A 6,084-nucleotide genomic window follows, 5' to 3' on the forward strand; every position below is an offset into this window, starting at 1 on the left:
GCATAAAGCTTTATGCACCCTCTATTTTATGTGACATTGCTTAGTATAAAAACAATTTACACCAAGTTTGAAACTTCAAGACTTGCTCAGCCCCATGCTTGCTCATACCTTTGACAATCTGTTCCACACTTTTTTCTTTAGTGGGATCACCACTTTTTGAAAAGAAACAGTCTGCGAAACAGATAATCTGCTCTTCAAGAGATATTGGCACCATCTCTCGGTGTGGTAAAGGGAGATTTCTTTGGATGATCATTTCCAACGTTATCCCCACACCAGTATGCCGTTCACAGATCAAAGCATGCTTAGGAAGTCCTTCAGACATAAGTAGCTCACTACCGATAACTCCATGCTTAATATAAGGCTCTTCACCTACACACCCAATACTAGGTGCATCGCATCTAAATATACCTATATCGTGTAGCATCGCTCCCTCGTAAATCAAAGCCTTGTCCAGCTTCCACTCTTTTCTTCTCCTCGCAATTTCCAACGCTTTTTTAGCTACACATTCGCTATGAATGGTGAGGATTTGATACGCTTGCGAGTGTTTCTGATAATACTTTTCTAATATAGCACATACATCAAGACCTCCCTTAGGGGATCTTAATTCCTTTCCTTTTGTTGCCATGAAACAAAGATAACTAGCTCCGTTTATAGGATGTTAATTGTAGATTTGCCGAGCCTATTTTCAGTTCGGCTTTAATCTTAACAGGCACCTGGTCTCGATCCCTAGTTAGCCACACTATGATTGCGCTTTTGCCTTTCTTAAACGTCTTATCATCCACCCTTATACCTACCTTCATTGCCTGTCTCCTTGTGCCATCCGGCATAGAGATAGTCTCTGTACCAAGTACTTGGTATTCTACATTCACCTTGTCTCTACCGAGTGATACAGTCGCCTTGATAGGCGATGACTTGGTAGTATTTACATAATCAAAAGTGCGCAATAGTGCCAAAGTCGATAGCAAGTCTACCACTTCCACCTCCGACTTCTTAAATATCATAGTGGTATCGACTTTGATTTCCCCATTAGCATTTCGCGTATTCTTTACACTGATGGTTGAGGGTGAGTAGTTATAAGTCGAGATATCATTAGCGATATAACCATTTTCATTGACACGCTTCTCGAATCTAAGAGGAAGCTTTTGTGCACTATAGAGGGTCTCCAGAGTATCGCGCATTGGGTAGAAAGTATCAGCAAGGCTAGTGGTACGCATCAATAACTGACTAAAGTATTGACCGTCTCGCGTTTGCCTATTTGTAATAGATGCTTCAGCGAGTTTTCCCTTAATCAACCCCCACTGAAAGTTGATACTATACTGCAACTCTTCACCACTCGTAAAGATTGCAGACTTAGGCAGCCTACTTGTCTGTGCCCAAGCCCCCCATGAGAGAAGACTCATTAATACAACTACGACTCCCCTCGTAAATACCTTAATCTTCATACCAATATCTATTTAGTGCTCACTATCAAACCATACAACAATAAGATAGAGAGCAATAAACTTCGTTTAACGACTCTCTGGTAGAGGGATGATGTCAAACCCAGTATAGGGGCGTAGTGCTTTGGGTATTACGATGCCTTCAGCAGTCTGGTTATTCTCTAGAAGTGCAGCTACAATACGAGGTAGAGCCAGCGCACTACCATTCAGTGTATGACATAGTTCAGTCTTTCCCTCTTCATTCTTAAATCTGCACTTTAGGCGGTTGGCTTGGAAACTCTCAAAATTGGAGACAGAGCTTACCTCAAGCCATCTCTTTTGTGCTTCAGAGAAGACCTCGAAGTCAAATGTTAGTGCTGAAGTAAAGCTGATATCCCCACCGCACAGGCGTAAGATACGATAAGGGAGTTCTAGCTTCTGCACCAGGCTCTCAACATAGGCGACCATCTCTTTGAGAGACTCATAAGAGTGCTCAGGGTGATCAATGCGTACGATCTCAACCTTATCGAACTGATGAAGACGATTAAGCCCCCTCACATCCTTCCCATAGCTACCAGCCTCCCTACGGAAACAAGCAGAGTATGCTGTTACCTTAATAGGAAATTCCTTAGCCTCTACAATCACGTCACGGAAGATATTAGTTACAGGGACTTCCGCTGTAGGGATTAGATATAAATTGTCTATATCGCAATGATACATCTGACCTTCCTTATCTGGTAGCTGACCTGTTCCGTATCCCGAATCCTCATTGACTACATAAGGAGGTTGAACCTCTAAGTAACCTGCCTCTCTTGCATTGTCTAAGAAGAAGTTGATAAGAGCACGTTGCAAACGAGCACCATATCCTTTGTATACAGGAAATCCAGCTCCTGTGATCTTAACTCCTAACTCGAAGTCAATAAGGTCATATTTCTTTGCAAGCTCCCAATGAGGCAGTATCTCAAGCCCCTCTGGGAATGGTCTAATTTCACCTCCAGTTCTCTCAACTTTATTATCCTCAGCAGTGAGTCCTTTTGGCACGGATAGATGTGGAGCATTAGGTAACTCAATAACTAGCTGATGGATCTGAGACTCCAGCTCCTTTTTTCTCGCCTCTAAATCCTTAGACGATTCCTTTAGCTCCGATACGGCTGACTTAGCTTTCTCGGCCTCTTCGCGCTTTCCCTCACGCATCAGAAGTCCTATCTCCTTGGAGATTTTATTTTGCTCCGCAAGAGAGTTATCCAAAGCGCTCTGAGTGGAGCGACGCTCTTCATCAAGAGCGCGTAGCTTTTCAATCACCTCGCGAGCATCTACATTTTTAATCTCCAGTCTCTCAATAGCTTCATCGCTATTCTCCAAAAGATATTTAATTGTCAGCATTTCTTATTACTATTAAAATTACGATACCATCCTCTATAATGTAGTACCTATATCATATTTACCTTTTACAAAGATACAAATATATCCATATTCAGTATAATCTTAATGTAATTATAGACTATGCCTCAACGTTTTTGTGGGAGCGTTTCAGCCTAGTGAAGAAAATACCCACCAATATTCAAAGACTTTTGAAGCTCTCAAGCTCTTTTTGCCTGAAAGCTGTGCCCACATTATATTGGTTGGCTATCAATTGTAAATTTAGATTTAGGTATGGTGTGTTAAGACGGGACTCAAATGCTTTTTATAATTAACTGAAATAAAGCACTATAGCTAACGTCCAACTGAGTTGCAACTCGGCGATCGGTTAGTTGCATCTCGGCAAATGCTTAGTTGCAACTCAGTGATTGCATAGTTGCAACTAACTTTTACCTCTCCTAAAGCCTAATCGTTGGGGGCACAAAAAGAACCACAAAACATAGTAGATTCCTTTGCCAATTTTCTCTCCAACGGCATACGAAATTGTTATTTAGCAAGTATTGATGAATTAGTGAGCTATAGTCTTATTTTATACTTATCTTTGTGGAAATAATGAGAAAGGGACACTTGGGTATGGATATCGGGAATAACGACCCACTTGCCTCAGAAAAATAATTACAACCCGAATACGAACTCAAAAGCAAGAAGAGTATTTATTGACTATGAATGGAAAAACCGTTGTAACAGGTGTGATAGGAGCTGATGCTCATGCGGTTGGCAACAAAATCATCGCTTATGCCTTATCTCAAGCAGGCTACAAGGTGGTTAATCTTGGAGTGATGGTTTCTCAAAGCGAATTTATTAACGCAGCTATAGAGACTAATGCTGATGCTATTCTCGTCTCTTCGCTCTATGGTCATGGTGAGATTGACTGCCAAGGTCTAAGAGAAAAGTGCGATGAGGCTGGTCTAAAGAATATACCACTATTAGCAGGTGGTAACCTCGTTGTAGGCAAGCAGGAGTTTAAGGATGTAGAAGCTCGATTTAAGAAAATGGGCTTTGACTGTGTTTATCCACCAAATACCCCAATCGAAAAAACCATAGAAGACCTACATAAGATCTTTGGGCTATAGTACTTCTCAGCATTATGTCTAAATTCTATGCATTTGCATATATCAAACGACTTAATAATATCTGACTAAAAGATGAAGTACCTTACCGCTGACTTTGGAAGCACATACACCAAAGTGACAGCTATTGATACCGACAAGTGCGAGATAGTAGCTACAGGTGCCGCCTTTACTACTATTGAGACTGATGTGATGGAGGGTCTCTCAAATGCCCTTAGTGATCTTGCAAACAAACTTGGATCCCCTTGGCAATACGACCGTTTTCTGTGCTGCAGCAGTGCAGCAGGTGGGCTCAAGATGATTGCCTCGGGTCTTGTCCCAGAATTGACTGCCAAAGCAGCTCGAACAGCTGCTAGCAGTGCAGGAGCAAAGGTGGTTAAGACCTACTCCTTTGAGATTAGCCGTAAGGAAGCCGAGGAAATTGAGCAGATTGCCCCTGATCTGATACTCCTTTGTGGTGGTACAGATGGTGGTAATCGCGAAACCGTTATCAATAACGCCAAGCGATTGTCGACCGTTAAAGGTAATTTTACTATCGTAGTGGCTGGCAATAAAAATGCTTCGGAAGAGGTAGATAAAATACTGACTGAGGCAGGAAGGCCACACGTCATTACAGATAACGTGATGCCCGACTTCAATACACTCAATGTGATTCCTGCAAAAGAGTGTATCATGCAGCTGTTTATTGACCAAATCATTGATGCTAAAGGATTGCACCAAGCTCAGGCTATGGCCAATAATGAAATCATCCCTACCCCATTGGCAGTTTTGAGAGCGTGCGAGCTACTCAGTATGGGTACACGCAACGAAAAAGGGATTGGTGAGATGTTGGCTGTAGACTTAGGTGGAGCAACCACTGATGTCTATTCAATTGCTAAGGGTGAGCCACAATCTGCTAATATTGTACAAAGAGGGCTTCCAGAGCCTCATAATAAGCGTACCGTTGAGGGCGACTTAGGCATGAGGTATAGCCTCTCATCACTAGCTGATGAACTTGACCTACACGATGTAGGTGCTGAACTGGGACTCACAGCTGATGAGCTACAGAATTGGGTCAATACTTGTGTAGCAAAGCCCTCCACACGAGCCACAGACGAAAGAGAGTCCAAGATGGAAAAGGCTCTAGCCAAAGGGGCTGTCTCAATAGCAATTGATCGGCATGTTGGACATATGAAGTCAGTGTATACCCCTATGGGTCAACTATATACCATTGATGGGAAAGACCTCACTAAAGTCGAAAATGTGTTGGGCATTGGTGGAGCCATTATCCATAGTGATGACCCAGCATTTGTGCTTAGTGGGGCTCAGTTTGATCCTGCACACTTTGAAGCTGCTAGACCAAAGGAGCCAAAGTTCATGATCGACAAAACTTATATTATGGCATCGATGGGGCTACTCAGCCAAGAGCTACCAGACGTGGCACTTAAAATAATGAAGAAAGAGCTCGTTTTGGTGAACTAAATTACATAGAAGATACGCTTAGTAGCTTCTATCCTTATGAGATTAAGACAATTAACAACCCACACTTATATATAAGTAAACTATAGTATGGAAATCCGTAACGTCCGCATTAGCGATGCAGAATTTCAAAAAGAGAGAGAAGAGGTCTTACAACAATGGCCTACTGGTGCACATGTAGACTTTGAAGAGGCCGTAGAGTACCAGAAAAAGATTCCAAAGTCACAGCGCTTTGATGAGAAGCTCCAAAAAGCTGATAAAGCTGGTGTAACATTGATTCAGCCTCGAGCAGGTGTAGCTCTTTATGATGAGCACATTAAGCTCCTACAGTTCCTAGAGAGAGAAGGTGAGGCAGATCTTCTTCCATCTACTGTTGATAGCTACACACGTCTGAATAGATACAACGAAGCACAAGTAGGTATTGAGAAGAGTAAGGAGAGCGGGCGCTCGATGCTTAATGGTTTTCCAATCGTCAACTATGGAGTAGAGATTTGCCGTACAGTGACCTCATCTTTGAGGAATCCAGTGCAAGTAAGACACGGTACCCCTGATGCACGACTCCTAACTGAGATTTCAATTGCAGGTGGATTTACCTCTTACGAGGGTGGTGGTATCTCTTACAATATCCCCTACTCTAAAGATCACTCACTAGCTAAAACCATCCGCTATTGGCAGTATACGGATAGACTTTGTGGTATGTATGCAGAAGCTGGTGTTGA

General features: G+C 42.5%; 5 protein-coding genes and 1 pseudogene. 3 read left to right on the forward strand and 3 right to left on the reverse strand.

Translation table 11 applies throughout. The features are described from left to right. Nucleotides 1-40 precede the first annotated feature (40 nt). The 3 genes from QVO39_RS06680 to serS all read right to left on the reverse strand — a co-directional run bounded on the left by QVO39_RS06680 (nt 41) and on the right by serS (nt 2,801). A complete protein-coding gene (locus tag QVO39_RS06680) occupies nt 41-625 on the reverse strand; it encodes an HD domain-containing protein (RefSeq protein ID WP_021903529.1) in 585 nt (194 codons plus the stop codon). Between the two features lie 13 nt (nt 626-638). Next, nucleotides 639-1,442 (reverse strand): DUF3108 domain-containing protein, encoded by an 804-nt coding sequence (locus QVO39_RS06685; RefSeq protein WP_021903530.1) that lies wholly within the window; start codon nt 1,440-1,442, stop codon nt 639-641. Between the two features lie 66 nt (nt 1,443-1,508). Further along, nucleotides 1,509-2,801, reverse strand: a complete 1,293-nt coding sequence (gene serS, locus QVO39_RS06690) for a serine--tRNA ligase (protein WP_021903531.1) — start codon at nt 2,799-2,801, stop codon at nt 1,509-1,511. A gap of 698 nt (nt 2,802-3,499) precedes the next feature. On the opposite strand from serS, the gene glmS reads away from it, so the two are divergent. The 3 genes and pseudogenes from glmS to QVO39_RS06705 all read left to right on the forward strand — a co-directional run. Next, complete coding sequence (gene glmS, locus QVO39_RS06695; protein ID WP_018029165.1) at nt 3,500-3,910, forward strand: methylaspartate mutase subunit S; 411 nt, start codon at nt 3,500-3,502, stop codon at nt 3,908-3,910. Between the two features lie 72 nt (nt 3,911-3,982). After that, nucleotides 3,983-5,368: a methylaspartate mutase accessory protein GlmL gene (glmL, locus tag QVO39_RS06700; protein ID WP_021903532.1), complete on the forward strand. Its 1,386-nt coding sequence runs from the start codon at nt 3,983-3,985 to the stop codon at nt 5,366-5,368. Between the two features lie 87 nt (nt 5,369-5,455). Beyond that, nucleotides 5,456-6,084, forward strand: a pseudogene (locus tag QVO39_RS06705) (methylaspartate mutase subunit E); the annotation flags it as partial.

Source organism: Porphyromonas sp. CAG:1061 (assembly GCF_000435035.1).
In the GTDB taxonomy this organism is placed as follows: Bacteria; Bacteroidota; Bacteroidia; order Bacteroidales; family Porphyromonadaceae; genus Porphyromonas_A; species Porphyromonas_A somerae.